The organism is Rhodanobacter koreensis (genome assembly GCF_054782855.1).
This window is the reverse complement of record NZ_BAAGRR010000001.1, coordinates 888,853-915,049: the sequence shown is the minus strand read 5'-3', so window position 1 is coordinate 915,049 and position 26,197 is coordinate 888,853. Positions and strand designations below refer to the sequence as shown.

Genomic DNA, 26,197 nt, shown 5'->3' with positions numbered 1-26,197 from the left:
AGTGCAGGCATGAAGGTTCTGGTGATCGGCGGCGGTGGCCGCGAACACGCGCTGGCGTGGAAGCTCAGGCAGTCGCCGCAGGTCGACGAGGTGATCGTGGCGCCGGGCAATGCCGGTACCGCGCATGAGTACGGCATGCGCAATGCCGATGTCGCCATGGGCGATCTCGACGGCCTGCTGCAGCTGGCGAAACGCGAGAAGATCGGGCTGACCGTGGTCGGTCCCGAGGTGCCTCTGGTCGCCGGCGTGGTCGACCGTTTCCGCGCCGCCGGCCTGCGCATCTTCGGCCCGCGCGCGATCGCCGCGCAGCTGGAGGGCTCCAAGGCATTCGCGAAGGATTTCCTGCAGCGTCACAATATTCCCACCGCACGCTATGCCGTGTTCACTGATCTGAATCCGGCGCTGGCCTATGTGCGTCAGCATGGCGCGCCGATCGTGATCAAGGCCGACGGTCTGGCCGCCGGCAAGGGCGTGGTGGTTGCACTGACCCTGGCCGACGCGGAGCTGGCGCTGCACGACATGCTCGGTGCACACAGCTTCGGCGACGCCTCGGCACGGGTGGTGATCGAGGAGTTCCTCGATGGCGAGGAAGCCAGCTACATCGTGATGAGCGATGGCAGTCACGCGTTGCCGATGGCCTCCAGTCAGGATCACAAGCGTCGCGACGAAGGTGATCTCGGCCCGAACACCGGCGGCATGGGCGCGTACTCGCCAGCGCCGGTGGTCACGCCCGAGGTCGAGCAGCGGATCCTGAAGGAAGTGATCGAGCCGACCCTGCACGGCATGGCCGCCGAGGGAGCTCCCTTCATCGGATTCCTGTATGCCGGCCTGATGATCGACAAGGCCGGCAACCCGAAGGTGATCGAGTTCAATGTCCGCTTCGGCGATCCGGAAACCCAGCCGATCATGCTGCGCCTGAAATCCGACCTGGTCGAATTGATCGACGCTGCGCTGGATGGTCGGTTGAAGGACACCACGGCGCGCTGGGATCCGCGCCCGGCGATCGGCGTGGTGATGGCTGCCGGCGGGTATCCTGGCAAGGTACGCAGCGGTGACGTGATCGAGGGACTGGACGCGGCCATCGACAGCGATACCAAAGTCTTTCATGCCGGCACACGGCTCGATGGCCAGGGTCGCGCCGTTACCGCCGGTGGACGCGTGCTGACCGTGTGCGCGCTGGGCCGGGACATCGCAGCCGCCCGCGAGCGGGCCTATGCCGCAGTCAGGCAGATCGGTTACGAAGGCGCCTTCTGTCGGCGTGACATCGCGCATCGGGCCTTGCGGCGCAATTGATCGTATACGCGGATCTCGGTCGGCTACGCGTGGTGAGCCGCGCTGATCAAGAATTGCCGTGATCGCGCAGAGATTTGCGTACGCTTGCGCATGGTATGCCATTGGATGGCTTGACTTTTCCGTGCCCGGCTTTTTGGGCTATGCTTGGAACTTCCCCCGCGTAGAGTTGCGGCGCACAGGCGCCTGACAGCTTTCGCGCTTGCTTTCACGTTGATGAGGTTTTCCCATGCGCAAGACGGTTTTGTCGCTGATGTCGGTTGCAGCGCTGGCCCTGGCCGGTTGCAATAATGCTTCTTCCCCGTCGCAGTCGACGGACACCGGCGCGGCGCCTTCCGCCTCGGCAGACACGGCAGTGGCGGCCAAGCCCGCCAACGAGGTGAGCGGCACGATCTCGGTGCGCGGAGCCACCCAGCCGTCGGCCACTGCCCAGCTAGTGATCAACCTGGTCGACGTATCGGCCGGAGCTGCGGGTTCCGCTCCGCTGGCGAGCAAGACCTCGCCGGCAGGTACGTTTCCGCAGCCGTTCCAGTTGACGTTCAACCCGGCCGAGGTGAAGTCGGGTGACCTCTACGTGGTGCAGGCCAACCTGACCGACGGCGAGCGTCATTACGTGATGAAGATCCAGGCGCCAGTGCTGGCCAAGGGCGGGAAGAATGACGGCGTGGCGATCGAGCTGGTGGCGGAACAGACAGCCGGCGAGAAGGTGCTGGCCGCGTTCACCGATGCTCAGAAGCAGCTCGGCGGCATGAAGGTCACCCACGGCACCAAGCTCGAGCCGAATGCCTCGCGTGGCTGGCAGGTGTTCCGTCAGGCGGGCCAGATCCAGTTCATTCGTGAGCTGGTCGACTACGGCGACAAGGGCTTCACCAGCACCGATTACGCCTACAAGGACGGTAAGCCGTGGGCGATCGTGCAGCAGACCATGGCCAACAGCAATGCGAAGCCAAGTGCGATCGATCGCGCCGGCTGGAGCGATGACGGCACGCTGGTGTTGAAGCAGCATCAGGTGGGCAGCGACGTGCAGACGCTCGATNAGAACAAGTAAGTCAGTCTCCGCACATCCGGAATGAAAAGGCCGTCCGCGCAAGCGGACGGCCTTTTTACTTTTAGTACTGCGGGGCAACGGGCTCAGAAGCCGATCTTGAAACCCATGTTGAGGCTGTTGTATTTCTGGCTGTTGTCGCTGAAACGACCGCTGTAGCCGATCCAGCTGGTCACGTTGGGGGTGAGCTGGGCGGACAGGCCGACACTGGCGGTACCCCAGGTCTTGTCCGGTACGAAACCGGCGAGAGCGAACGAACCGTTCATGGTGTTCAGGCCGGTGCTGATCTCGCGCGGATCGGCCTTGCTGTCATGGTTCCAGGCCAGCTCGGCATACGGTGTCATGACCAGGCTGCTGACCTGCCACTGACCCTGCAGGCGCCAGCCAAGGGTGGAGATCAGCGCCGGGCGGTGCTGGCTGCCGAACCACATGGCGGTCGCGTCATTGCCATTCTCGTGGTAGCTGTCGATGTTGATGTCCTGCCATTCGATGTTCGCGAACGGACCCGTCTTGAGGCTGCCGACATCGAACCACCAGCCACCGGTCAGGCCGACGCCGCGATGCGAACCATCGGTGCTGCCGGTTTCAGTGACGCTGGCGGCACCCACCTGGAAGTTGCGGTTGATGTCATCGAAGCTGGATTCGCCATAGCTGGCATAACCGCCGACATAGCCCCCGCCGGCGTGATAGGTGAGATAAGCCAACCCGGAGTAATCCTTCAGCGTGTAACCGCCGCCGCCGGACATGCCGGCATTGTTGTGCGCCACGCCGAGGGCGATACCACCCGACAGGTTGTTGCCGAACTGCATGTCGCCGCCGAGCGTGAGGTTCAGGTTGTTGCTGTTGGTTTGCGGCAGACCGTTGCTGCCATCGAAGCGCTGCTGGGCGTAATCGATGTTGATGAAGGCGCGCTGGGTGGCGCCCAAGCTGTCCTTCGCCATCTGGTTGCGCAAGACACCGGTCTGTTCGGTCGAGGAGGCCAGCGGTGCCTCGCCGAGCAGCGATATCTGCTGTGGCGCGGCCAGTTCGGACAGCACCACCTGCGCCAGCATGGCGTGCGCGGCGGTGGTCGGATGCACGCCGTCGGCAAACAGGTAGGTCTGATTCGCGCCGGGCGCAACCAGGGTACTGCCATCGCAGTCATGCGAGCTGGAGGTGGTGCAGGCTGGCGTGGTGATGTTGGTGAAGCCGTACTTGGCCGGGTTGGCCACGACCTGGTCAAACAACGCGTAGGTATTGACCGCGAGTGTGTGCGAACCCAGTCCGGCATTCAGCGTCTGGTTGTAGGACTGCGACACACCGGTGAGGAAGGCCTCAATGCCCGGAACCAGCGCGGCATCCTGGTGCGCCGACGGTGTCGCTCCGATGTCCGGCAGGTTGAACACCACCAGATAATTCGCGCCGGACTGCTTGAGCTGGTTGATCAGCGCCAGCTCCTGGGTGGCTGCCGCATTGATGTTGGCGGTCGCCTGCGCCGCCGTCTCGCCAGCGCCGGCAATGATGGTGCCAATGCCGTACTGGGTGGAGTGATAGAAGATGTCGTTCGCGCCACCCCAGACCATGTAGAGGCTGTGCGGATCGGCCTTGGCGCCATTGGCGAGATAGCCGGTGACCTGCTGGGTGATGGTTGGAATGGTCGGATCCGGTCCGTTGTCGTCAGTCACCACGCCGGCCCCGCCGTACGCATAGTCGCTGCCACCGACACGTGATGGCTGCAGGTTGAAGCCGTACTTGCTGGCCACGAACTGCACGGTCACATCACCGGGATTGGTGGTGAACTTGGAGTATTCGTTGAGCGATGTGGAGAAGAACTGGCCGGCATCGCTCAGGCTGTCGCCGAACACCACCACGTTGTCGAACGGGCTTGTGCCGGCATGCGCGACGCTGGCACAAGCCAATGCCAGAGCCAGGGCACTGGCGATCTTGCGCGGATGGAACATGGTGACGCTCCTGTGTTCGTTAACGAGAAGTTAGCCAAGACATATCGTGAAGCATTCCATACGTAAGCGCATGCTGCGCTGCAATCATGGAATGCCGGACCTGCGGATGCTGGTTCCGGCGATCTTCGTCAGCGCTTGATGGCGCGCGACAGCGCATCGGCAAACGCGCTGTTGGCAGGTGCCGCCGTTGCCACCTTTGGCACGTTGCCGCCGGGTCGTGCTCCACGTGTGGCGCGTTGGTCGCCGGCATTGTCGTTGCCACGCCCGCCGCGTGCCTGTCCGGGTTCGTCGTCAAGGCGCATGCTGAGGCCGATGCGCTGGCGCGGCAGGTCGATCTCCATCACTTTGACCTTGACGATGTCGCCGGCCTTCACCGCATCACGCGGATCCTTCACGAAGGTGTGCGACAGCGCGGAGACATGCACCAGACCATCCTGGTGCACGCCGATGTCGACGAAGGCGCCGAACGCGGCGACGTTGGTGACGCGGCCTTCGAGGATCATGCCGGGCTTGAGATCCTTCACGTCCTCGACGCCTTCGGCAAAGCTCGGCGCAACGAACTCCGGGCGCGGATCGCGGCCGGGTTTCTCCAGTTCCTTCAGGATGTCGCGCACGGTCGGCACGCCGAACTTCTCATTGGTGAACTGCTCGGGCTTCAGAGCGCGCAGGAAGCCGCTGTCGCCGATGATGTTGCGCACCTCGCGGCCGCACTGCGCGATGATCCGCTCGACCACCGGATAGGCTTCCGGATGCACCGCGCTGGCATCCAGCGGATTGTCGCCGTTCGGCACGCGCAGGAAGCCGGCGCACTGCTCGAAAGCCTTGTCGCCCAGGCGAGGTACCTTAAGGAGTGCCTTGCGGTTCGCAAACGGACCATTCGCATCGCGATGCTTCACCACGTTCTCGGCGACCGACGACGATAGGCCGGCCACGCGCGACAGAAGCGCGGCGGAGGCTGTGTTGACGTCGACGCCGACCGCGTTGACGCAGTCTTCCACTTTCGCGTCCAGCGCACGGGCCAGCTTGATCTGGTTCACATCGTGCTGGTACTGGCCGACGCCGATCGCCTTCGGTTCGATCTTCACCAGTTCGGCCAGCGGATCCTGCAGACGACGCGCGATCGAGACGGCGCCGCGCAGGCTCACGTCGAGATCGGGGAATTCCTTCGCGGCGGTCTCCGAGGCGGAATACACCGAAGCGCCGGCCTCGCTCACCACGATCTTGGACAGTTTCGCCTCGGGAAGTTTCTTGATCAGCTCGCCCGCCAGTTTGTCGGTTTCGCGCGAGGCGGTGCCGTTGCCGATCGCGATCAGGTTCACGCCGTGCTGCCTGCAGAGTCTGGCGAGAGACACCAGCGACTCGTTCCACTGTCGCCGCGGTTCGTGCGGATAGATCGTGTCGGTGGCGAGCAGCTTGCCGGTGGCGTCGACCACCGCGACCTTGACACCGGTACGGATGCCCGGGTCCAGGCCCATCACCGTGCTCGCGCCCGCCGGTGCGGCCAGCATCAAATCCTTGAGGTTGTCGCCGAACACGCGGATCGCCTCGTCCTCGGCACTCTCTCGCACGCGACCGAACAGATCGAGTGTGAGGTGCAGATGCAGTTTCACCCGCCAGGTCAACCGTACGGTTTCGCGCAACCACGCATCGGCGGCACGGCCGCGGTTGTGGATGCCGGCGTGTGCGGCGACGCGACCTTCGCCTTCGGCGTGACCTTGCTCGCTGTCAGCAGCTGGCGCGAGTTCGAGTTCGATCACGCCCTCGTTGCGGGCGCGCATCAAGGCCAGCAGGCGGTGCGAGGGAATCTTGCCAACCGGCTCGATGTGGTCGAAGTAGTCGCGGAACTTCGCGCCTTCGTTCTGCTTGCCCTCGACTACCTTGGCGCGGATCTGGCCCTGTGCCCACAGCCAGTCGCGCAGCTCGCCGACCAGTTGGGCGTTCTCGGCGATCGATTCCATCAGGATCGCGCGAGCGCCGTCGAGTGCGGCGCGTACATCGACCACGCCCTTCCCGGTGTCGACAAACGACTCGGCGAACGTTTCCGGCGTCAGCGTGGGGTCCTCGCGCAGGCCCAGCGCCAGCGGCTCCAGCCCGGCCTCGCGCGCGATCTGCGCCTTGGTACGGCGCTTGGGCTTGTAAGGCAGGTACAGATCCTCCAGCCGCGCCTTGGTGTCGGCGGCGAGGAGATCATTCTTCAGTGCATCGGTCAGCTTGCCCTGTTCCTCGATGCTGGCGAGGATCGCGCTGCGGCGGTCCTCCAGTTCACGCAGGTAGTACAGGCGTTCTTCCAGCGTGCGCAGCTGGGTGTCGTCCAGACCGCCGGTCACTTCCTTGCGGTAGCGTGCGATGAACGGCACGGTGGCGCCACCGTCGAGAAGATCCACAGCCGCCCGCACTTGGTCAGGCTTGGCGGCGATGTCGTTGGCAATGCGTTGTTCGATGCTGAGCATGGGTGACTTTCTGTTCCTTGCAACGACGCGGCGCGTCGAATGAATGGGATCGAGCCGATGATGATAGCAAGCGGTCCCCCGACTTCATCGATGCGCGATAGGCACCAATGAAAACGGCGCCGCGACGGGGTCGCGGCGCCGTGGATGAACAACGCCAGCTCAGGCGCTGAACGAGTTGCTGTTGCCGGATGAGGCCTGGGTCGACTTGAACTCGCTGGCGCGGCCATTCAACACCAGGGTGCCGACGATGAGGTCATGCAGGCCCTGCTTGCGCTGGGTCCAGGCGACCATCAGGTAGCCGATGCACAGGATGATGCCGCTGAGGATCTTGGCCGCATAACGTCCCAGCGCACGCGGGAAGCTGATCCGGTTGCCCTGCATGTCGGTGACCCGGATGCCCAATGCGAGCTTGCCAAGGGTTCCCTGCCACGCCGAACTCTCGCATATGGCGAAGTACAGCCAGCCGATCACGATGCCCAGCAGCATGGCAGGCCACATGGCGGCGTAGAACTGCTCCTGGGCGGCGATCATCAGGTGAGGGTCGCCGGCCGCGTTGACGGCGGCCTGTTGCAATGCCTCTTTGGCCGCGTCAACACCGAGCGCCTTCTGGATCAGCGCCTGGGGGAAGTACAGGATGATGGCATCGAGGATGTACGCGCCCACACGCTTCCAGAAGCCGGCATAGTCCTCCAGCGCGGCAGCGGTGGTTTGCGGCAGCACCTGCAATGGCGCGGTGGGTGCCGAATAGGGATTGTCGGCTGCCGGCGGCGCACTGTGCACTTCATCGGGAAACAGCACGGACAGCGGCTGCCAGTCAGCAAGGCCTTCATACCAGGCCAGGTCGTCGCGACTGACCTGGCCGCTGCGCAGCCACTGCCGGATATCGTCTTCCTTGTACGGGCCATGCCGTTCGCCGTCCCGACCGATCCAGATTTCCATCGCGCACTCCCCATGCTGGTCAAAGTGGCATGATGCCATGAGAGCAGCCGAATTCTGCATGCCACAAGTCCAGATGGCATGCGGAGCGAGGCGACTCAGGCGGCGTGACGCTTCAGGTGTACCAGCAGCAGCGAAATGGCGGCGGGCGTGACACCGCTGACGCGGGCTGCCTGGCCGATCGTGGCCGGCTGCGTGCGTTTGAGTTTCAGCAACACCTCGGCCGACAACCCGCGCACCTTGTCGTAATCGAAACTGGTGGGGATCGTGGTGTGCTCGTGCCGGCGCTGGCGCTCGATTTCCTCGTGCTGGCGTTCCAGATAGCCGGAATACTTGGTCTGCACCTCGACCTGGGCGGCGACATCTTCGCGCTCCACCGCAGGGCCGAGTTCGGCCACGCTGGTGAGCCTTGCATAATCCAGTTCCGGACGACGCAGCAGGTCCAGTGCATTCGTTTCGCGGCTCACGGCAATGCCGAGTTCGCGCTCGATTGCCGCGCCAAGCACATTGGTGGGCGCGGCCCACAACGCACCCAGGCGTTGTGTCTCGCGTTCGACCGCCTCGCGTTTGATGCGCAACGCATCGAAGCGTGTCTGCGGCACCAAGCCGAGTTCATGGCCTTTTTCGGTCAGGCGCAGGTCGGCGTTGTCCTCGCGCAGATGCAGGCGGTACTCGGCGCGCGAGGTGAACATGCGGTACGGCTCGATCGTGCCGTTGCTGGTGAGGTCGTCGATCAGCACGCCGATATACGCCTCGTCGCGACGCGGATACCACGGCGCCTTGCGCTGCACGGCGAGAGCGGCGTTGAGACCGGCGATCAGGCCTTGTGCGCCGGCTTCCTCGTAGCCCGTCGTGCCGTTGATCTGGCCGGCGAAGTACAGGCCGGGTATCGCCTTGGTCTCCAGCCACGGATGCAGCCCCCGCGGATCGAAGTAGTCGTACTCGATCGCGTAGCCGGGGCGGGTGATGTGGGCATGCTCGAAGCCCTTGATCGAACGCACCAGGGCCAGCTGTACGTCATATGGCAGCGAGGTGGAGATGCCGTTCGGATAGATCTCGAACGTGTCCAGTCCCTCCGGTTCGATGAAGATCTGGTGCGAGTTTTTCTCGGCGAAGCGCGCCACCTTGTCCTCGATCGACGGGCAGTAACGCGGGCCGATGCCTTCGATCTGGCCGGTGTACAGCGGCGAGCGGTCGAGAGCGCCGCGAATCAGTTCGTGTGTGCGCTCGCCGGTATGGGTGATCCAGCAACTGACCTGGCGCGGATGATCGGCGCGTGAGCCCAGATAGGAGAACACCGGTGCCGGATCATCGCCTGGCTGTTCCTCGAGTCCGCTGAAGTCGATGCTGCGCAGGTCGATGCGCGGCGGCGTGCCGGTCTTCAGGCGATCGGCGGCTACCGGCAGCTCGCGCAGTTTTGTGGCAAGCGTGCTGGCCGGCGGATCGCCGGCACGGCCACCGGCGTACTGTGCCTGACCGATATGGATCTTGCCGGCGAGGAAGGTGCCGGCGGTGAGCACCACCGTGGTCGCGCCGAACGACAGGCCCATCTGGGTCACCACGCCGGTGACGCGGCCATGCTCGATGATCAGATCGTCGACCGCCTGCTGGAACAGCTCCAGGTTCGGCTGGGTTTCCACCATGCGCCGGATCGCCGCCTTGTACAGCGCACGGTCGGCCTGACAGCGGGTGGCGCGCACGGCCGGTCCTTTCGATGCATTCAGGGTGCGCCACTGGATACCTGCGCGATCCGCTGCCTGCGCCATGGCACCGCCAAGCGCGTCGATTTCCTTGACGAGGTGCCCCTTGCCGATACCGCCGATGGCCGGGTTGCAGCTCATCTGGCCGATCGTCTCGATGTTGTGGCTGAGCAGCAGGGTGCGTGCACCGGTGCGTGCGGACGCCAGCGCGGCCTCGGTGCCGGCGTGGCCGCCGCCGATCACGATGACGTCGTAGTGGGTCGGATGGCGCATGGAACTGACCTGAGCGTGCAAAAAGTGACAAAACGGGGCGCCATGGTAACGCCTTCAATACTTTGCCGGCTGATCAGGATGGCTGGCATGTTTCATGCTTCAAACCCTCTGCACTTTCAGGGGCAGACGCTGCGCGAATACGCGCGCCGAGATCGGACGGACAGGGGTTCGATCGCGTACCAGGAAAGGAAGCAAGACGGCACCCTTCGGGGTGCCGTCGCCTTTTGTGCGGTCAGCAAATTTTCCGAAGCCCAAAAGACAAGGCCCCGCGGCTGGTGGCCGCGGGGCCTTGTGCTGATAGATCTGGCGCCCGGCGGTCTCAGGAACAGGGGGAATCCAGGATGACCGTATTGCCGAGCGCCAGAAACCGGAATGTCGCTGGCGCAGACAGCGAACGCTGTCGCGAAGTACGGGGCGATATTCGCCGAGTAAGCGTGAACAAGGGGTGACTGAAAGGGGATTTTGTGCCGGGCCGCGGCAGCAGATGACGTGCAGCGTCAGTTGCGCGATCCGAGCCGCGAATTGACTGTGATGGACATCACACATTGGCACGGGCGATGCATCGTTCCGCTCACCAACACAAACCCACGCGAAGGGGGCACACCATGGACATGGACATGAACTTCAACTTCGAGCCGGTTTATCCGCACCACGATCTGCTGATCGAGATTGGCCAGGTCGAGATGGCGATGGAAAGCCTGGACGAGCGCGCGGACAACGAGCGCGTTGCACTGCAGCCGGGTCTGGAGTCACGCATGCAGAGCCTGCTCGACGCACTGGATCATCTGGCCGTCTGAATCAAGTGCAGTGTGCGTGGCAAGCATGCCACGCACACCGGGAAGACAACCCGGATGCCTTGTAATCAGGCTGTCGTCGCTCAGTGATTGAGCACGTTGCCGATGATCTCGGCCAGATTGCGCGAAAGCCCACCGTGTCCGGCCAGTCCGGCAATCGCCATACGCGCTGCTTCGCGACGCTGCGGTTCCAGCCGCTGCCAGCCATTGAACGCCGTGGCCAGTCGCGCCGCGAGTTGCGGATTCAACGCATCAAGCATGAGCAGCCGTTCGGCGAGCAGACGGTAACCGGCGCCATCGGCACGGTGGAAACCGCTGGGATTGCCGCGCACGAAAGCACCGAGCAGCGCCTGCACCCGGTTCGGGTTCTTCAGCGTGAATGCCGGGTCCTGCTCCAGCAACCGCACGCGTTCCAGTGCGGCATCGCCTGGCAGCTGCGCCTGGACCGCAAACCATTTGTCCAGCGCAAGCGCATTGTCGGCATGGCGTTCGCGATAATCCGTCAAAGCGGCAGCGGCCTGCCCGGCATGGCTGTGTACCAGCACGGTGAGCGCGGCGAGCCGGTCCGTCATGCCGGGTGCGCTTCGATATTGCACGGCCGCCAGTACACGAGCACTACTGTTGTCCACCAGATTCAGCAGCTCCAGCACGCGACGCTTGAGGCGCCGCCGCGCCTGGCTTGAAGCATCGAGCAGCGCATTGGTATGCGTGTCGAGCATTTGGAAACGCTGGCGCAATGCCGCTGCTCCCAGTCGCTCGGCCAGCTGTTGCTGCAGGCGTTCACGCAGAACGTGAATATGCTGAGGGTCGATCGCCATCTCGCGCTCGGCCAGCTCGATCTCGCCCGGTGGAGTCAGCACGTCGGCCAGCAGAGCGTCGTCGATGGCGTCGTCGTGGAACAGATGCGCCAGCGCTTCACACCAGGCCTGCAGTGCACCATCTGCGTCGCCATCACGCAGATTTTCATAGGCCCGGATGGCAAGCTGCTGACCGGCCTCCCAGCGATTGAAGCCGTCGATGTCGTGGCGCAGCAGCAGTGCCAGATCATCCGGCGTGTAGTCACAATCGAGAATCACCGGTGCGGAGAATCCGCGCAGCAGCGACGGCACCGGTGCGGTGATGACGTTGTTGAAGACGAAGCGCTGCTCGGCCTGTGTCAGCACCACGATGCACTCGGTTTCCGGTTTGGCCGTCTGGCCATCCATCTGCAGCGGCAGCATGTCGCCGTTGCGCGTGAACAGCGCCAGCTTGACCGGGATCGGCAACGGTGCGCCGGTCTGCTGATGCGTGCCGGCCTGGATCTGCTGTGCCAGGGTCAGGGTGTATTCGCGGCTGGCTGCATCGTAATGACCGTGTGCTTTCAGGCGTGGTGTGCCAGCCTGGGCGTACCACGCCAGGTATGGGGTCAAGTCGGTTCCGTTGGCCTCGCCCAGCGCGGCCAGGAAATCCTCCAGCGTCGCGGCGCGGCCGTCGTTGCGTTCGAAGTAAAGATCCATGCCGCGACGGAAGCCGTCCCTGCCCAGCCGTCCGGCCAGCATGCGCACCAGCTCGGCACCTTTCTCGTACACCGTGGCGGTATAGAAATTGTTGATCTCGCTGTATTGCGCCGGGCGCACCGGATGCGCCAGCGGGCCGGCATCCTCGGGGAACTGCGCACGACGCAGCAGGGCCACATCCTCGATGCGCTTCAGCGGTGCGGAGTTCATGTCGGCGGAGAAGCTCTGCTCGCGGAACACCGTGAGCCCTTCCTTCAGCGACAACTGGAACCAGTCGCGGCAGGTGACGCGGTTGCCGCTCCAGTTGTGGAAGTACTCGTGCGCGACCACCGCCTCGACATGGCGGTATTCGTCGTCGGTGGTCGAATCCGGATCGGCCAGCAGGTATTTCGCGTTGAAGATGTTGAGACCCTTGTTCTCCATCGCGCCCATGTTGAAGTCATGGGTGGCGACGATGTGGAACACGTCCAGATCGTAGTTGCGGCCGAAGGTCTGCTCGTCCCAGCGCATCGAGCGCTCCAGCGCGTTCATCGCGTAGTCGCAGCGGTCGATCGCGTCGGCTTCGGCCCAGATCTTCAGCTCCACCGCACGGCCATCGGCGGTGATGTAGTTGCGTTCGACCTTTTCCAGCTTGCCGGCTACCAGCGCGAACAGGTAGCTGGGCTTCGGGTGCGGATCGACGAAACGCGCCCAGTGCCGGCCACCCTCCAGCTCGCCGGCGCCGTCGGGATTGCCGCCGGCCAGCAGCACCGGGAAGCGCGTGCGATCGGCGCGCAGGGTGACGGTATAGCGCGACTGCACGTCGGGTCGGTCGGGAAAGAAGGTGATGTGGCGGAAGCCTTCGGCCTCGCACTGGGTCAGCAGGAAACCCGCCTCGCGCGAGCCGGACAGATACAGGCCTTCCAGCGTGGTGTTTGCCGCCGGCCGCAGCCGCACGCGGGTTTCCAGCACGCTGCCGTCCCGGGTGCCATCGACTTCCAGCACGTTGCCGATATAGCGGTACGCGGTGGCGGGAAGAGTCTGGCCATCGAGTGCGATCGACAGCAGTTGCAGGTTCTCGCCATCAAGCCGCAGTGGTGCCGTCTGCGCGGGATCGCGGCGAAGCAGCAGGCGTGCGACCAGTTCGCTGGCATCGATGCCCAGGTCGAAATCCAGCTCGACTGTTTCGACCCGCCAGGCGGGTGCGCGGTAATCGTCGAGGCGGATCAGCGCAGGGGCTTGCTCGGAAAGTGAGTTCATGCGGACAACAGCGGGGTGGGGAATGATCAGGCTAACATGGGCACTTTAACGGCAGGAGAAACCCATGACGCCATCGAACGTCACGCGATATGCCGCCGAGCGTGCCCGACTGGGCGAGCAGCCGGTCGTGGTGCTGACCAGTCCCGACGGCAGCCGGCGCCTGCGTATCGCGTGTCATGGCGCGGCGCTGTTGAGCTTCGAAGTGGCCATGGGCGGAACCATGCATGATCTTGCCGATGGTTACCGCGACGCCACCGAAGTGACCGGCCGGCCGGGCTCGCGTTTTGCGATCATGGTGCCGTTTGCCGGACGGATTGCCGATGCGCGCTACACCTTCGACGGCCAGCCGCAGGATCTGCAGCCCGGCGTCGTCGGTGCCGGGCGCGCCAGCCGGCATGGTTTCGTGCGTGATGCGGAGTTCGCCGTCACGGCACTGGAGGCGGACGGCCAGTCTGCGCGGGTGACGCTGGGCACCAGCGTGATCCGCCCGCAGCCGGGCTACCCGCACGCGATCGACCTGGCCGTGACCTTCACGCTGGATGCCGGCGGCCTCACCCTGGAAGCGCGGATGCGCAATGTCGGCGGCAGCGTGGCGCCGTGTTTCTTCGGCTGGCATCCGTATTTCCGGCTGGCCGACAGCACGGTCGACGGCTGGCAGCTGCAGATTCCTGCGCAGACATTGATTCGCACCGATGCCGAGCTGATCGCGCTGCCCGGTGCGGCCGCGTACGTGGCGCTGGATGATGCGCCGGCACTGGATTTTCGCGAGCCGCGGCTGCTTGGCGGCAGCATTCTCGATCAGGGTTATACCGACCTGGACGCTGACGCCGATGGCCGCATCCGCACCCGTCTGCGCGATCCGTCGAGCGGACTGGGCCTTGCGTTGTGGCAGGAGCGTGGCGTGATGCACGCATTCACCGCGGACACGGTGAGCCGCGATGTACGCCGCGCGATCGCGCTGGAGCCGATGGAGTGCATGGCCGATGCGTTCAACCGGCCGGAATGCGCCGAGGCGATCCGCCTGCTGCCCGGCGCCGAACGCAGTTTCCGTTGCGGTGTGGAGGTGGTGTTGCCATGAGTTCCTTGCCGGGAGCGTTGCCGAGTTTCGAACAGATCCGTGACGCCGCCGCGCGCATCGCGCCGCATGCGCGGGTCACGCCCGTTTTGCGCAGCGATGCGCTGGACGCGCTGAGCGGCGCCGAGCTGCATTTCAAGTGCGAGAACCTGCAGCGCGGCGGCGCGTTCAAGTTCCGCGGCGCCTGCAATGCGGTGTGGGCGCTGAATGACGAGCAGGCCGCGCACGGCGTGGTCACCCATTCCTCCGGCAACCACGGCAACGCGCTGGCGCTGGCCGCGGCGACACGCGGCATCGCCGCGCATGTGGTGGTGCCCGAGGGGGCGGTGCGCGCCAAGGTCGAGGCGATCGAGCGTGCCGGTGCCGTCCTCCATCGCTGCGCACCCACGCAGGCGGCGCGCGAGGAAATGTCCGCCGAGGTGCAGCGCGCCACTGGTGCGGTGATGGTGCATCCGTATGCCGACACCCAGGTGATGGCCGGGCAGGGCACCCTCGTGCTGGAGTTGTTGCAACAGGTGCCAAGACTGGATGCGCTGATCACGCCGGTGGGCGGCGGCGGTCTGGCCAGCGGCGCGGCAATCGCCGCACATGCGATCGATCCGTCGCTGCCCCTGTTTGGCGCCGAGCCGGTGGGCGCCGACGATGCCGCGCAGTCGCTGGCGCATGGCGCCCGCGTGACCACGGTGGTGCCGGACACGCTGTGCGACGGCCTGCGTGCCTTGGTCGGTGAACAGAACCTCGCGGCGTTGCGCGTACATCAGGTCGACGTGATCACCGTCAGCGATGCGGAAACCATCGCCGCCATGCAGCTGCTGTGGTCGGAGCTGAAGCAGGTGGTGGAAGTGTCCAGCGCCATCGTGCTGGCGGCGATCCTCAAGCAGCGCGAGCGCTTCGCCGGCCGTCGTGTTGGCGTGGTGCTTACCGGTGGCAACGTCGATCTGCAGGCGTTGCCCTGGTATTAGAGAGGGTCTGAATCAAGCTTTTGCCCGTCATTCCAGCGAAAGCTGGAATCTAGCGTCTTCGGTGACTTGCAGCGGCACTAGATTCCAGCTTTCGCTGGAATGACGAGTCTTCAGACCATCCCTAGGTCACGCTACTTCCGCGGAAGTGGTGCTGCTCGCAAGATCCGCTTCGGCGATGGTCGCGACTGGCGGCTTGTGCTCGAACGCATGCAGGTCGAGTTGGCTGACCGGGATCGGCCGGTAGCCTTCGCCGAACGCCACCTCGCCCGGTGTCCAGCCCTCGATGCGGCGCACCGCACCCCAGAAGCGCTTCAGCGCGGCCCAGTGCAGGCCGACCAGGCCGTGGTCGTTGTCGGCATCGACGACCGGGTCGCCCACGCCGGTTGGTCGCGGCGCCATGCCGTACAGCGACGTGCCGAACAGCACGTCCCAGATCGACAGCACCTGGCCGTAGTTGCAGATGTGCAGGGTCGGTCGCTCGGGGTCGACCAGCATGTGGTGCAGGCGGTGGAATTTCGGATCGACGAATACCCGCTCGAACACTCGACCAAAGCCGATGCGCGTGTTCGTATGCGAGAAGTTCTGCACCAGTTCGCCGATCAGCATCAGCCACGCGAACTCGTCCGGGTCCACACCGATCACCAGGCCGACCACGGCCAGGATCATCGACTGGATGAAACCGTCGACCAGGCTGCCGCGGTCGTTGGTCCAGCAGCTCATCTGGCGCGTGCTGTGATGCATGCTGTGCAGCGCCCACCACCACGGGATCGCGTGCTGGGTGCGGTGCATCCAGTAGTACACGAAGTCGTACACCACGTAATACGTCGCGAACAGCGCGTAGGGGTGCTGATTGAACCAGGGTATCCAATGCGTCAGCGCCAGCGGTGAGCCGGTGCTCGAGGTGTCGGTGTCGGCGCCGCCGAACAGATGGCTGAACGGGGTCAGCACCAGATAGGTGAACAGCGGAAAGATGCCGAGCAGCATCAGCAGCGTGTAGTTGCGGTCGACCAGGGTCAGCTTGCGATCGGCCCACTGCTCGGCCGGAAACCAGGTCTCCAGCGGGCGGAACAGCAAGCCGATGATGCCCACCTGCAGCGCGGCAATCATCAGTGACGCGGCGATGTCGTTGGGGTCGCCGGCCAGCCCGTTCAGATGCACCACATCCAGGAAGGGCACGACCGCATGGGCGCTCAGCCAGCTGACCCCGTGAGCCCACCATTGAGACAGATCAAACATCGGCATTTCTTCAGTTCCGGCAGCGTTACATGATATCGCTGCATGCAGGCCCGGAGGCTGAATGGCCACCCCGGCCTGGCAGACTCAGCCGCGTTGCCGCACGCCGATGCCGCTGACTGCCACCAGCCCCAGCAGCACCAGCGCGATGCCGAACACCTCCATCATGGATGGCTGTTCGTGCAGGATCATCCACGCCAGCAGCACGCTGACAATCGGCACGCCCAAGCTGGACAGGCTGGCCACGGTGGTGGGCAGCCGCTGCAGCACGATCGACCACAGCCACCAGGCCACGGCGGAAGCCAGCACCACGCTGTAGGCGAGGCCGCCTATGAAGGCCCAGTCCCAGTCGATCGGGCGCTGCGGTACCGTCAGCGCCACGATGCCGAGCGCCACGCCACCGGCCAGCATCTGCCACGCGGTGAGGTTGAGTACCGAAAGCGTATGTGTGCGGAACAGGCGCTTGCTGAGCACGGTGCCGGCCGCCCAGGCGGCGCCACCGGCAAGCGCCAGCGTGGTGCTTATCACGCTACCCATCCGATGCCACGGCTCGATGATGCACAGCAGTCCCAGCGCGGCCAGCGCCAGCCCCAGCCAGTGCCGCCGGGTCGGCTTTTCGCCGAGCAGCAGCCACGCCAGCAGCACGGCCCAGAACGGCATGGTATAGGCCAGCAGCGCCACGTGGCCGGCACCGCCATCGAGCAGCGCCCACTGCTCCAGCCCCTGGAACGCGGCGGTCTGGCACAGGCCGATCAGGATCGTCGGCAGCAACGGCGGTGGCCGCAGTGATTGCCGCGAAACCAGCAGGACAGCAAACAGCACGGCCGCGCCAAGCAGGTAACGCAACGCGGCGAAATCGAACGGTCCGGCATGCGCCAGTACCTGTTTCATCACGATCCAGCTGTAAGCCCAGAGCAGGATGGTGACGAGCAGCGCAGGGACGGCACTGCGCTGTGGCGACGAAAGAGGGGGCATGACGAAACAATCGGGAGGGAGCGACAAGTCTAGCGGTGTCGGCTAGGGTGTGCCGGCGACCTCGCGCGCCTTGTTTCCCACTCAGTCAGTGCCTGCCATGACCAAGCCGTCCGATCTGCCACGTTGCCATTGGGCCATCAGCAGCGATGCCCTGATGTGCCACTACCACGACACCGAATGGGGCATGCCACTGCACGACGATCGCGCCCTGTTCGAGTTCCTGTGCCTGGAGGGCGCGCAGGCCGGCCTGTCCTGGCGCACCGTGCTGGCCAAGCGCGAGAACTACCGCAAGGCCTTTCACAATTTCGAGATCGCCCGCGTCGCCGCGATGAAGGATCGCGAACTCGAAAAGCTGCTGCTCGACCCCGGCATCATCCGCAATCGGCTGAAGGTGACGGCGACGCGTGACAACGCAAAAGTCGCGCTGGAAGTGATCGATGAGTTCGGCAGTCTGGATGCCTATCTGTGGTCGTTCGTCGACGGCAAGCCGCTGGTCAATCGCTGGCGCGACAAGAGCGAAGTGCCGGCCAGCACCGAGTTGTCCGATCGCATGAGCAAGACGCTGAAGAAGCGCGGCTTCCGCTTCGTCGGCACGACGATCTGCTATTCGCTGCTGCAGGCGACAGGGATGATCAATGATCACTTGGTGGGATGTTTCCGGCACAAGGCGTGTGGCGGGAAGATAGTGAGTGGTGCTTCTTGTGAATGACTGCTTTCGACCCTGAGGAGTCATCCGACGTCCTGATCTGGCTGCCACAAAGCCGCTGGTCGGAACTTTGCCCACGCTCGCATGCGCCGCTTGGGTCCGGAGCGGCAGAGGAGCTACGTGCGATTTGCGCCCGTGGGGTCATCCGCTTGCAAATCACCCATGTGCGCTTTACAGTGAACCATATGGTTCACTATCAAGCCCGCCTCGACACAACATTCGCCGCGCTCTCCGATGTCACCCGGCGCGGCGTGCTGGAGCAGCTCGGGGGTTCGGACGCCTCGATCACCGACCTTGCCCAACGGTTTCGCATGACCCTCACGGGCATGAAGAAGCACGTCAGCATCCTGGAGCAGGCGGGGCTCGTGACCACCGAGAAGGTCGGGCGCGTACGAACCTGCAAGCTCGGACTACGCCGGCTGGAAGAAGAGGCTGCCTGGATCGAGCGGCACCGCGAACTCTGGAGCGCGCGTTTCGACGCGCTGGACAAGCTTGTCGAGCACTTGAAATGCAAGGAGAAGGCAGATGTCCAAAGCAAAAGAAGGTAGTCCCGCCGCCATGAACCGCACCGTTGTGGAGCGCAAGTCCAACCACGAACTCGTCGTGACGCGAACGTTCAATGCCCCGGCGCACATCGTCTTCGAGGCGTGGAGCAAACCCGAACTATTCAAGCTCTGGTGGATTCCGAAGTCGGCGGGCATGTCGCTGGTCTCGTGCGACATGGATGCTCGCACCGGGGGCGCGTATCGCTTCGTGTTCAGCCATCCGGCCTTCGATCAACCGATGGCGTTCTTCGGCACGTACAAAGAAGTAACGCCGAACGAGCGCATCGTGTGGACGAACGAAGAAAGCGATCAGGGCGCCGTGACCACGGTGACGTTCGAGGAAAATGCCGGCAAGACGTTGGTCACCTTCCACGAACTCTACCCCACGGAAGCGGCCCTCGACGAAGCCCTCGCCGGTTCGGCGGAGGGCTTGCCCGAACAGTTCGCGCAGCTGGATGAGCTGCTCGCAGACAGATAGTGACCACACCGCGGCCAGCGGCGTATGGGTAGAAACGGGGTCAGGTTTACTTATCGGCCGATCAAACTGGATGTCCGCTTTCGACCGTTGCGGACATCGCTGACAGCGCGCATCCCTTCAGGCGTCTGGACAGTTTGTGCGACGACAACTCACCCAAATTCCGGCCCGTGCTTCCAAAGCTCGCTCAATGGTTTGCGTGTGGGGCCGCACACGAAGATATCGGGGTGGTCCAGGCTTTCCTCGTTGGCCACGCCCCATGCGTTGGCCGTGTGGCCAGCAAGGCGGCAATCGGTGAAAAGCTCATCGGCGCGTTCGTGTGAACTGCCCAGCACGATGAAGGTGGTGGGTGGCGTCTGCGGATAGCCACGAAGCCATCCGGAGTTGACCGCGGTGATCGGTGTGGGCAGGTGGTAGCGCTGACCCAGCAGGGCAATGGCGCCGTACTCGCCATAGTTGCCCACGACAATGCCCAGGTTGGCTTGCTGTTCGGCAGGCAGGGCATCACGAATAGCTGCCACTCGCGCGACGATTTCGTTCCAGCCGATTTCTTCGCGAAGGTCGACGTTGTTTCGGAGTGCAAAGTCTCGCAACGGGCCGCTTGATGCGATGGGTACGATGCGCAGCGTCGCAAAGATGCCGATGGTGAAGACGCCCGCAAATACCAGCGTAGTGATCCCGACGCGCCATGCCGGGCGCAGCGTGCGCAACCATCGCTCGCCCATCACGGACCCCATGGCCAGCAGCATGGGATAAGCACCGCCGGTGTAATAGAAGCGCCCCTGGGCCAACAGGAACAGCAGCACCGGCACCACGTACATCCAGGCAAGCATGCGATAGCGGCGGTCGTTGAAGCAGGCGAACAAACCGGCCAGCCAGACAGGCGCGGCGAACAGGTTGGCACCCAGCAGGAACTGATCGCGCAGGAAACCGTCCGCGCGCCCCTGATGTACGTCGCGCGCATGGATGCCTTGCAGGAAATGGTAGGAAATGAAGTCGTGCCGGATGAGCCAGGCGAGGTTGGGGGCAAAGATGAGTAGCGCGACGGCGCCGCCGACCCAGAACCAGCGATTCGCAACATATCGCCGTGCGTCGGTGAGCAGCACCCCCGCCAGCACGCCAGCGAGCTCGAATGCCATCGAATACTTGGTCTGCAGGCCAAGGCCGGCGACTATGCCAATCGCCACCCACCAGCGTGGCTCATCGTCACGCCTCAGGCGAATCACGCACCAGGCGATAAGCACCCACCACAACAGGTCGAAGGAGGAATACTGGAATTCCGTCGCCCAGAACATCGGCAATGGCGACAGCGCTACCGCGATGGCCGCAAAGGTCTGCGCCAGCCGGCCGCCGCCCAGGTCGCGAGCCATCAGGCCGCTGGCGAGAACCACCAGGACTTGCGCGAGCACCGAAAACAGTCGCAGGCCCACGAGTGACAGACCGAACATCTTGAGGCCCAGGTGCTCCAGTGCAGCGGTCAGCGGCGGATAAGGTACGAAGCCCCAATCCAGATGCTGTGCATCGCTCAGGAATTGCCATTCGTCCCGGTGAAAACCGTACTGCCCGTTGGTCAGCATATGCGCTGCGCCGAAGAGCACGGCGATGACGAGCACCGGCGTGACACCTCTCCGGTAGCCCGGCGTTACGCTCTGAACTGGAGTGCCGGTCACGATCATGGACGCATCCTTGGAGGTGGATCGACTGTTCGCCCGATGCCTGTGCGGACATCGGGCGGCGATTCTTCTACTTCCCTAAGATAGCCAATGTCCGCTTTCGACCCAAAGCGGACATTCCGATTCCGCAATATCCTCGATTTCAGCGCCGCCTCGACCCGCGCAAGCTGTCGATCGAGAAGCTGGCTATTTCGCCGCCGTCGGAACCACGTCGCGGCTGGCCAACGGGCGGACCCCACGCATGCGCAGTGACCACTTCCCATGTCGCCGGAATGCGGCCGTCCACACGCATCGTCTCGTAAGCGGCAAGCATGCGCCGGTAGCGTGACTTGCCGGTTAGGCCGCGTTCGCGCGTGCTGTCGGCATTCGTGGCGCCGAGGCCTTGCAGTTCTTCGAGCAGCTTGCGCGGTTCGCTGTAGGTCAGGGTGTAGCGGAATACGTCCAGCACCGGGTCGCGCAGGCCGGCGGCGAGCATGGCGTCGCCGACATCGTGCATGTCGAGGAAGCGGCTCACGTGCGGTTGCTGGTCGGCTTCGGCCCATGACGCGCGCAGTTCCTTCAGCGTGTCCGGGCCGAACGTCGAGAACGCCAGCAGGCCGCCGGGTTTAAGCGCACGCACGCATTCGTTGAACAGCGCGGGCAGATCGTCGATCCACTGGAAGCACAGGTTGGAATGCAGCACGTCGACGCTGTGGTCGGGCAGCGGCAGAGCGGTGGCTTCCGCGCAGACGCGCTGGAAGGGCTTGAGCCAGCTTGCGTGCTGCTTCGCCGCGCGCAGCATCGGCAGGGCGAGGTCGACGGCGATCACCTCGGCCTTGGCGTAGCGCTGCTTCAGCAGCGCGCTGCCGCGGCCGGTACCGGCGCCCACGTCGATCACGCGTTGCGGTGTTTGCGTATAGAAGTCCAGACGCTCCAGCAGGGCGGCCTGCACTTCACGCTGCAGCACGTCGTGCTGTTCGTAGCTTTTCGCGGCGTGGCCGAAGTGACGGCGCACCAGCTGCCGGTCGAGGTGGAACTCGCTCATCGGGCGTGCTCAGGGTGAGTGTGTGCCAGCAAGGGCTGGAGTGCCTGCGCCACCGCATCGGCATGGCCGAAGAACGGCGCATGGCCGGCGCGCTCGATTTCGTCGTAGCTGCCGCCGCATTGGCTGGCCGACCATTGCATCGCCTGCGGATGCACCAGCCGGTCGCGGCGGCCGGCGATCCATGCGCTGGGCACGCTGAGGTCAGGCAAGGCGGCGCGGCGGTCGCCGGTATCCAGGATACGGATGCCTTCCTGCAACACGCGCAGGTCGGGTTCGCCGCGGGCGAACACCAGCGTGCGCAGCTGGCGCAGTTCGGCGCGTGGATCGGCACTGCCCATCGCCTCCAGCGCGAGGAAGCGCTCGATCGTGCCGTGGTAATCGGTTTCCAGGTCGGTGGCCAGTTGCTGCACCATCGCGGCATCGTTGCCATACGGCCAGCTGGCATCGCGTACGAAACGCGGCGTGGCGCACAGCATCGCCAGGCCGCGCACCTGCTGCGGCAGGTCCAGCGCGGCGGTCAACGCGATCAGTCCGCCCAGCGACCAGCCCAGCCAGATCGCCGGCGGGGTGATGGCGGCAATCGCGGCGGCGCAGGCACTCGGCTCCAGCGGCAGCCCGCAGTCGCGTGAATAGCCATGGCCGGGCAGGTCGACCACGTACATCGTGCAATATTCTTCCAGTGCCTCGACCAGCGGAGTCAGCACGCCACCGTGCATCGCCCAGCCGTGCAGCAGCACCATCGGCACCGGGCCGTGGCCGTGCGTCTCCATGTACAGGCTCATGCGTCGGAATCCTTGTCCTTGGCGCGTGGTGCGGGCATCGGAATGCCAGCCGGCGTCAGCGCGTTGTCCACCGCAACGCGGCCATCGAATACGAAGCAATCGCCGCGCCAGTGGCTGCCGTCGGTCTGTTCCAGATATTTCAGGATGCCGCCTTCGAGCTGGTAGACGTGCGGCATGCCGATATCCTGCATATGCAGCGCGGCCTTCTCGCAGCGGATGCCGCCGGTGCAGTACGACACGATGGTCTTGCCGTCGTAGCGCGTGCGGTCGGCGGCAATGGCGGCGGGAAACTCGGTGAAGCTGGCGATGCGGTAGTCCACCGCCTGCGGGAACTTGCCGACATCGACCTCGTAGTCGTTGCGGGTATCCAGCAGCACGACGTCGCGGCCTTCATCGTCATGGCCCTGATCCAGCCAACGCTGCAGCGTGGGTGCGTCCACCGCCGGAGCGCGACCGCCCTCGGGACGGATCGTCGGCAGCCGCATGGTGATGATTTCATGCTTCAGGCGTACCCGCAGGCGGCCGAACGGCACCTCGTCCGACAACGACTCCTTCGGCTCGATATCGGTGAAGCGCGGATCTTCGTGCAGACTGGCCATGAAGCCGTCGATCGCTGAGCGACTGCCGGCGAGGAACAGGTTGATGCCTTCGGGTGCCAGCAGGATGGTGCCTTTCAGCGCCAGCGCTTCGCAGCGTTCGAGCAGCCGTTCGCGCAGCGTGGACAGCTCGTCCAGGCTGATGAATTTGTACGCGGAAATGTTGACGATCGACATGCAAGGTTATCGGCAGAGCGAGCGGGCAATTATACGCGGCGGCGGCTGGAAGGCCGCCTTCCGGGAACCTTGAAAAACCCTCAAATGCCCGTCATTCCAACGAAAGTTGGAATCCAGCGCCATGGCTACTCAAGGGTTTGGAGTCGCTGGATGACCGGCTTCGCCGTCGTAAAGCACTTCCAGCGTTCGCTGGGATGACGAGCAAAAAAGCCGAGTTATTCGAGGTGTCCTTCATGGCGATAGGCGCAGGGTCTCCAGCGCAGCTAGCAGGTGATCGACGTGGGCTTCCTCGTGCGCTGCCGACAGCGTGATGCGTAGCCGCGCATGGCCTTGCGGCACGGTGGGTGGGCGGATCGCGCTGATCAGCAAACCTTGTCGTTCCAGGGCCAGTGCTGCAGCCAGTGCGGCATCGGCCTCCCCCAGCAGCAGGGGCTGGATCGCGCTGGTCGAAGCCGCCAGCGGCAAACCGAGTTCGGCGGCGCCGCGCCGGAAGCGATCGATCAGCGCGGCGAGCTTCTGACGCCGCCATGCTTCGGATTGCGCCAGTTGTACGGCGGCGAGTGCGGCAGCGGCGAGTGCCGGTGGCATCGCGGTGGTGTAGATGTAGGGGCGTGCGAACTGCATCAATCCGTCGATCAGTGCGGCCGGCCCGGCGATAAACGCACCGGCGCAACCGAGCGCCTTGCCCAGCGTAGCCATCAGCACCGGTACTTCGCGCTGGCCCAATCCAGCGGCGCGCACGCTGCCGGCACCATTCTCGCCAAGTACGCCCAGGCCATGCGCATCGTCGACCATCAAGGTGGCCTGTTCACGGGTACACAAGGCGGCCAGTTCTCGCAGCGGAGCGACATCGCCATCCATGCTGAATACCCCGTCGGTGGCCAGCAACGCCGCCGCTTCGTTGCGCGATGCCAGCTGGCGCGCGGCGGCGGCCACATCGGAATGCGGATAGCGTTTCAGCTCGGCACCGGAAAGCTGTGCCCCATCCAGCAGGCAGGCATGGTTGAGCTTGTCCTGCACGCACACGTCGCCACGCGTCAATACGGCCTGCAACACGCCGAGGTTGGCCATGTAGCCGGTGGAAAACAGCATGGCACGCTCGCGCCCGGTCCACGCGGCCAGCGCTTCCTCGAGAGCCGCGTGCTCGGCGCGATGGCCGCAGATCAGGTGCGCCGAGGTGCTGCCCACGCCTTCGTCATCGGCCACCCGCTTGAACGCCGCGATCAGTTGCGGGTGCTGCGCGAGGCCGAGGTAATCGTTGCCGCAGAACGACAGCAGGCGCCGCCCGCCGGTCTCCAGCCATGGGCCGTCGGCGTGTTCGATCGTGCGCAGCCGGCGCAGCAGCTGCGCACGATCACGTTCGGCTGTCTGGATCGCCAGCCGGCCGAGCAGATCAGGCCGCAGCGCTGCAGCCACAGCTCTGTCCGCAGCTGGCCTGATCCATGCCGGGATGATCCGTTTCGAGGATATCCGCGTGCACGGTGCCGGCCTCCTCGACTACCTGCAGCGGGTGCAGATCGAGACGGCGGAACAGTGCGCGGTCGTGTTCCACGTCCGGGTTGCCAGTGGTTAGCAGCTTCTCGCCGTAGAAGATCGAGTTGGCACCGGCGAAAAAGCACAGCGCTTGCACCGCATCGTCCATCTGCTGGCGACCGGCCGACAGGCGCACCATCGAGGCCGGCATCAGCAGACGCGCGACCGCGATCGTGCGCACGAATTCGAATGGATCCAGCGCCGCGGTGCCGTTGAGTGGCGTGCCTTCGACCTGCACCAGCTGATTGATCGGCACCGACTGCGGGTGCTCGGGCAGGTTGGCCAGCGTCTGCAGCAGGCCGGCACGCTGGTCGCGCGATTCGCCCATGCCGACGATGCCGCCGCAGCAGGTCTTCATGCCCGCATGACGGACATGCTCCAGCGTGTCGAGCCGGTCCTGGTACTGGCGGGTGTGGATCACCTCGCCGTAGAACTCCGGCGCGGTATCGAGGTTGTGGTTGTAGTAGTCGAGACCGGCGGCCTTCAAGGTGTCGGCCTGCGATCCGCTCAGCATGCCCAGCGTGGCGCAGGTTTCCAGGCCGAGGCCCTTCACCGCGCGGACGATCTCGGCCACCTTCAGCACGTCGCGATCCTTCGGGCCACGCCAGGCCGCGCCCATGCAGAAGCGGCTGGCGCCGGCATCCTTGGCCGCCTGCGCACGTTCCAGCACCGCTTCCACGCTCATCAGCTTCTGCGCCTGCACACCGGTGTCGTAGCGCGCCGCCTGCGGGCAATAGGCACAGTCTTCCGGGCAGCCGCCGGTCTTGATCGACAGCAGGGTGGACACCTGCACCGCGTTCGGGTCGTGATGTTCGCGGTGCACTGAATGCGCGCGATGCAGCAGCTCGTTGAACGGCAGCGCAAACAAGGCGGCGACGTCGGCGCGAGTCCAGTCGTGGCGGATAGTGGTGTCGACCATGGATCAGCAACTCCCGTACATGAGGCGGGAGAGTGTGGAAGTCGCCCCGAAGTGTGTCAACTTGATCTGTGCCACGAATGGTTGACGCAGACAGGGCTATCGTCCAACCGCTACCATCGCACCAAATGCGACATGGAGCGGATCGGCATGAGTGAAGGACAAGGCAGCAGCGGCAACGTACTCGCGGCCATCTGCAGTTTCTTTATCCCCGGGCTGGGCCAGCTGGTGCAGGGACGTTTGCTCAAGGCGATCGTCATGTTCGTGCTGGCCGCCCTGCTGTGGATCATCCTGCTCGGCTGGCTGATCCATCTGTGGTCGATCCTCGACGCCGCGCTGTACAAGCCCGGCCGCTGACTGGA

22 protein-coding genes are annotated in these 26,197 nt (G+C 64.6%); 9 read left to right on the top strand and 13 right to left on the bottom strand.

Features of this window, described 5'->3' with window-relative positions; genetic code table 11:
* The first annotated feature begins 9 nt into the window (after nucleotides 1-9).
* A complete protein-coding gene (gene purD / locus ACYVKM_RS03880; protein ID WP_460875913.1) occupies nucleotides 10-1,293 on the top strand; it encodes a phosphoribosylamine--glycine ligase in 1,284 nt (427 codons plus the stop codon).
* A gap of 226 nt (nucleotides 1,294-1,519) precedes the next feature.
* Entirely contained in the window at nucleotides 1,520-2,338 is an 819-nt protein-coding gene (locus ACYVKM_RS03875) for a YbaY family lipoprotein (protein WP_460875911.1), read from the top strand.
* An 83-nt stretch (nucleotides 2,339-2,421) separates the two neighbouring features.
* On the opposite strand, the gene ACYVKM_RS03870 is transcribed toward ACYVKM_RS03875, so the two are convergent.
* From ACYVKM_RS03870 to mnmG, 4 genes are all read right to left on the bottom strand, one after another.
* The gene (locus ACYVKM_RS03870; RefSeq protein WP_460875910.1) at nucleotides 2,422-4,275 is read right to left on the bottom strand and encodes an autotransporter outer membrane beta-barrel domain-containing protein; all 1,854 of its coding nucleotides are present in this window, start codon (nucleotides 4,273-4,275) and stop codon (nucleotides 2,422-2,424) included.
* Nucleotides 4,276-4,403: 128 nt separating this feature from the next.
* On the bottom strand, nucleotides 4,404-6,725 hold the full coding sequence (locus ACYVKM_RS03865) for a Tex family protein (protein ID WP_460875908.1): 2,322 nt from the start codon (nucleotides 6,723-6,725) through the stop codon (nucleotides 4,404-4,406).
* Between the two features lie 159 nt (nucleotides 6,726-6,884).
* The gene (locus ACYVKM_RS03860) at nucleotides 6,885-7,664 is read right to left on the bottom strand and encodes an RDD family protein (protein ID WP_460875906.1); all 780 of its coding nucleotides are present in this window, start codon (nucleotides 7,662-7,664) and stop codon (nucleotides 6,885-6,887) included.
* Between the two features lie 95 nt (nucleotides 7,665-7,759).
* Entirely contained in the window at nucleotides 7,760-9,634 is a 1,875-nt protein-coding gene (gene mnmG / locus ACYVKM_RS03855; RefSeq protein ID WP_460875905.1) for a tRNA uridine-5-carboxymethylaminomethyl(34) synthesis enzyme MnmG, read from the bottom strand.
* 617 nt (nucleotides 9,635-10,251) lie between these two features.
* On the opposite strand from mnmG, the gene ACYVKM_RS03850 reads away from it, so the two are divergent.
* A complete protein-coding gene (locus ACYVKM_RS03850) occupies nucleotides 10,252-10,431 on the top strand; it encodes a hypothetical protein (protein WP_460875904.1) in 180 nt (59 codons plus the stop codon).
* Between the two features lie 80 nt (nucleotides 10,432-10,511).
* Here the strand turns inward: ACYVKM_RS03850 and pepN are convergent, their stop codons facing one another.
* The gene (pepN, locus tag ACYVKM_RS03845) at nucleotides 10,512-13,163 is read right to left on the bottom strand and encodes an aminopeptidase N (protein WP_460875902.1); all 2,652 of its coding nucleotides are present in this window, start codon (nucleotides 13,161-13,163) and stop codon (nucleotides 10,512-10,514) included.
* Nucleotides 13,164-13,227: 64 nt separating this feature from the next.
* On the opposite strand from pepN, the gene ACYVKM_RS03840 reads away from it, so the two are divergent.
* On the top strand, nucleotides 13,228-14,241 hold the full coding sequence (locus ACYVKM_RS03840; protein WP_460875900.1) for an aldose epimerase family protein: 1,014 nt from the start codon (nucleotides 13,228-13,230) through the stop codon (nucleotides 14,239-14,241).
* Nucleotides 14,238-15,200 (top strand): pyridoxal-phosphate dependent enzyme, encoded by a 963-nt coding sequence (locus tag ACYVKM_RS03835; protein WP_460875899.1) that lies wholly within the window; start codon nucleotides 14,238-14,240, stop codon nucleotides 15,198-15,200. The genes ACYVKM_RS03840 and ACYVKM_RS03835 overlap by 4 nt, the downstream gene beginning before the upstream one ends.
* A 126-nt stretch (nucleotides 15,201-15,326) precedes the next feature.
* Here the strand turns inward: ACYVKM_RS03835 and ACYVKM_RS03830 are convergent, their stop codons facing one another.
* Nucleotides 15,327-16,436, bottom strand: coding sequence for a sterol desaturase family protein (locus ACYVKM_RS03830; protein WP_460875898.1), 1,110 nt, complete (start codon nucleotides 16,434-16,436; stop codon nucleotides 15,327-15,329).
* An 84-nt stretch (nucleotides 16,437-16,520) separates the two neighbouring features.
* Complete coding sequence (locus tag ACYVKM_RS03825) at nucleotides 16,521-17,408, bottom strand: DMT family transporter (RefSeq protein WP_460875896.1); 888 nt, start codon at nucleotides 17,406-17,408, stop codon at nucleotides 16,521-16,523.
* 97 nt (nucleotides 17,409-17,505) lie between these two features.
* Here ACYVKM_RS03825 and ACYVKM_RS03820 point away from each other — a divergent pair, with 97 nt between their 5' ends.
* The 3 genes from ACYVKM_RS03820 to ACYVKM_RS03810 are packed head-to-tail and all read left to right on the top strand — an operon-like array spanning nucleotide 17,506 to nucleotide 19,137.
* On the top strand, nucleotides 17,506-18,117 hold the full coding sequence (locus tag ACYVKM_RS03820) for a DNA-3-methyladenine glycosylase I (protein WP_460875894.1): 612 nt from the start codon (nucleotides 17,506-17,508) through the stop codon (nucleotides 18,115-18,117).
* Nucleotides 18,114-18,662, top strand: coding sequence for an ArsR/SmtB family transcription factor (locus ACYVKM_RS03815; RefSeq protein WP_460875893.1), 549 nt, complete (start codon nucleotides 18,114-18,116; stop codon nucleotides 18,660-18,662). Before ACYVKM_RS03820 ends, ACYVKM_RS03815 begins: the two co-directional genes overlap by 4 nt.
* Nucleotides 18,640-19,137 carry an SRPBCC family protein gene (locus tag ACYVKM_RS03810; protein WP_460875891.1) on the top strand — a complete coding sequence of 166 codons (498 nt, stop codon included), beginning with the start codon at nucleotides 18,640-18,642 and terminating at the stop codon, nucleotides 19,135-19,137. Before ACYVKM_RS03815 ends, ACYVKM_RS03810 begins: the two co-directional genes overlap by 23 nt.
* A 149-nt stretch (nucleotides 19,138-19,286) precedes the next feature.
* Here ACYVKM_RS03810 and ACYVKM_RS03805 read toward each other — a convergent pair whose 3' ends face one another.
* The 6 genes from ACYVKM_RS03805 to bioB all read right to left on the bottom strand — a co-directional run bounded on the left by ACYVKM_RS03805 (nucleotide 19,287) and on the right by bioB (nucleotide 25,838).
* Nucleotides 19,287-20,810: a glycosyltransferase family 39 protein gene (locus ACYVKM_RS03805; RefSeq protein WP_460875889.1), complete on the bottom strand. Its 1,524-nt coding sequence runs from the start codon at nucleotides 20,808-20,810 to the stop codon at nucleotides 19,287-19,289.
* 139 nt (nucleotides 20,811-20,949) lie between these two features.
* Nucleotides 20,950-21,831 carry a malonyl-ACP O-methyltransferase BioC gene (gene bioC / locus ACYVKM_RS03800; protein WP_460875887.1) on the bottom strand — a complete coding sequence of 294 codons (882 nt, stop codon included), beginning with the start codon at nucleotides 21,829-21,831 and terminating at the stop codon, nucleotides 20,950-20,952.
* The gene (gene bioH, locus ACYVKM_RS03795) at nucleotides 21,828-22,613 is read right to left on the bottom strand and encodes a pimeloyl-ACP methyl ester esterase BioH (RefSeq protein ID WP_460875885.1); all 786 of its coding nucleotides are present in this window, start codon (nucleotides 22,611-22,613) and stop codon (nucleotides 21,828-21,830) included. Before bioH ends, bioC begins: the two co-directional genes overlap by 4 nt.
* Nucleotides 22,610-23,386 (bottom strand): sulfurtransferase, encoded by a 777-nt coding sequence (locus ACYVKM_RS03790; protein ID WP_460875884.1) that lies wholly within the window; start codon nucleotides 23,384-23,386, stop codon nucleotides 22,610-22,612. The genes bioH and ACYVKM_RS03790 overlap by 4 nt, the downstream gene beginning before the upstream one ends.
* A 231-nt stretch (nucleotides 23,387-23,617) precedes the next feature.
* Nucleotides 23,618-24,802, bottom strand: coding sequence for an 8-amino-7-oxononanoate synthase (bioF, locus tag ACYVKM_RS03785; protein WP_460875883.1), 1,185 nt, complete (start codon nucleotides 24,800-24,802; stop codon nucleotides 23,618-23,620).
* Entirely contained in the window at nucleotides 24,780-25,838 is a 1,059-nt protein-coding gene (gene bioB, locus ACYVKM_RS03780) for a biotin synthase BioB (RefSeq protein WP_460875881.1), read from the bottom strand. The genes bioF and bioB overlap by 23 nt, the downstream gene beginning before the upstream one ends.
* A 147-nt stretch (nucleotides 25,839-25,985) precedes the next feature.
* Here bioB and ACYVKM_RS03775 point away from each other — a divergent pair, with 147 nt between their 5' ends.
* On the top strand, nucleotides 25,986-26,192 hold the full coding sequence (locus tag ACYVKM_RS03775; RefSeq protein ID WP_158755900.1) for a hypothetical protein: 207 nt from the start codon (nucleotides 25,986-25,988) through the stop codon (nucleotides 26,190-26,192).
* Nucleotides 26,193-26,197: the final 5 nt, after the last annotated feature.